We start from the raw sequence: 1,494 nt of genomic DNA, 5'->3' as shown, positions 1-1,494 counted from the left end.
GATCGGCACTGTTCTCGCGCATGGCGAGGGTGAGAATGTCACCTTCGGCGCGCCGTTCGTCGATGGCGCTCTGGTCACGGCGGAAGTCGTCGAGCAGGGCAAGAACCGCACCGTCATCGCTTTCAAGAAGCGTCGCCGCCAGAATTCGCGCCGCAAGATCGGCCACCGCCAGCTTCTGACCACCGTCAGGATCTCCGAGATCCTGCTGGGCGGCGCCAAGCCGTCGAAGAAGGCCGCCGCCAAGGCTGAGGCCAAGGCGCCCGAAGCCAAGGCGGAAGTCGCCGCCGAGGCGAAGGCCGAAGCCGCTCCGAAGGAGGCCAAGGCCAAGAAGGAAGCCAAGGCAGAGGCCGCCCCCAAGGAAGCTCCCGCCAGCGAAGAGGCCAAGGCCGCGCCGCTGTTCAAGGCACCGAAGGGCGAGCCGGACGATTTGACCGTGATCAAGGGCATCGGTCCCGTCGCGGCAAAGGATCTCGCCGAGCAGGGCATCGTCACCTTTGCGCAGCTGGCCAAGCTGACCGAGAAGGATGTCGCCAAGATCGACGAGCACATGCCGTTCAGCGCCGACCAGATCAAGGATTGGCGCGAGCAGGCCAAGGAGCTGGCGAAAAAGAAGTAAGGACGGTCGGCGATAATCGTCGCCGGTACGCACTTGAAACGGAACGCGAACGCGTTCATAAGACCATTCAAGCGCCTCAGGGCGCATCGGAGTTAGTTAGATGGCACACAAGAAAGCTGGCGGTTCGTCGCGCAACGGTCGCGATTCGCACTCCAAGCGTCTCGGCGTGAAAAAGTTCGGTGGCGAAGCCGTCGTCGCCGGCAACATCATCATTCGTCAGCGCGGCACGCAATGGCATCCGGGCACCAACGTTGGCATGGGCACGGACCACACCCTTTTTGCGCTCGAAGCCGGCGCAGTCACCTTCAACAAAAAAGCCAACGGCCGAACCTACGTCTCGGTAAACCCGATCACCAAAGCAGCGGAGTAGCCGGTTCCGCACCATAACACCGGCGCCCATCTCGGGAACCGGTGTCTGGCCAGGCCAGGAAAAGGATCAGGAGAGATGGGCTTCCATCTCTCCTTTTTCATTTTTCTTTGCCCTGGAGGACTAAAATGGTTGCCGAAGCGGAAGACACCGAAGACGAAAGTTACGCGATCGATTGCCCGGTGCTCGCCACCGAGCGCCTGGTCATGCGCGCTCCGCGCGAGAGCGATCTCGCGCAACTCGTCGCTCTGGCCGACAACCGTCACGTCGCCGAAATGCTGGCCCGCATGCCGCATCCTTACGGCGAAGCCGAGGCCCGCGCCTTCCTCGCCATGGCCTCGTCGCGCCGCGCCGGCATCGCCTATGCGCTGACGCTCGCCGGCACCGGCACTTTCGTCGGCTGCGCGGGGTTGAATACCACCGATCGCGGGCTGGAGCTGGGCTACTGGATCGGCGAGCCTTACTGGAAGCGCGGCTATGCGACCGAGGCGGCGCACGCGCTGGTCGACCT

3 protein-coding genes are annotated in these 1,494 nt (G+C 63.5%); all 3 read left to right on the top strand.

Annotated features, from left to right (window positions below; genetic code table 11):
* Positions 1 to 616: 50S ribosomal protein L21 (gene rplU, locus EOA60_RS32555; RefSeq protein WP_128312594.1), on the top strand; the 616-nt coding region annotated here is incomplete at its 5' end.
* Positions 617 to 716: 100 nt separating this feature from the next.
* Complete coding sequence (gene rpmA / locus EOA60_RS32550; protein WP_040991608.1) at positions 717 to 986, top strand: 50S ribosomal protein L27; 270 nt, start codon at positions 717 to 719, stop codon at positions 984 to 986.
* A gap of 125 nt (positions 987 to 1,111) precedes the next feature.
* The coding region (locus EOA60_RS32545) for a GNAT family N-acetyltransferase (RefSeq protein ID WP_164899756.1) at positions 1,112 to 1,494 on the top strand (383 nt) is incomplete at its 3' end.

The sequence above is a fragment of the Mesorhizobium sp. M1A.F.Ca.IN.020.06.1.1 genome, from assembly GCF_004023265.1.
Lineage (GTDB): Bacteria > Pseudomonadota > Alphaproteobacteria > Rhizobiales > Rhizobiaceae > Mesorhizobium.
This window is presented reverse-complemented; position numbering and strand designations above follow the sequence as displayed.

Bases quoted from the DNA above. Each gene is read 5' to 3' on its own strand.
- rpmA (WP_040991608.1), top strand. From the start codon at position 717: ATGGCACACAAGAAAGCTGGCGGTTCGTCGCGCAACGGTCGCGATTCG.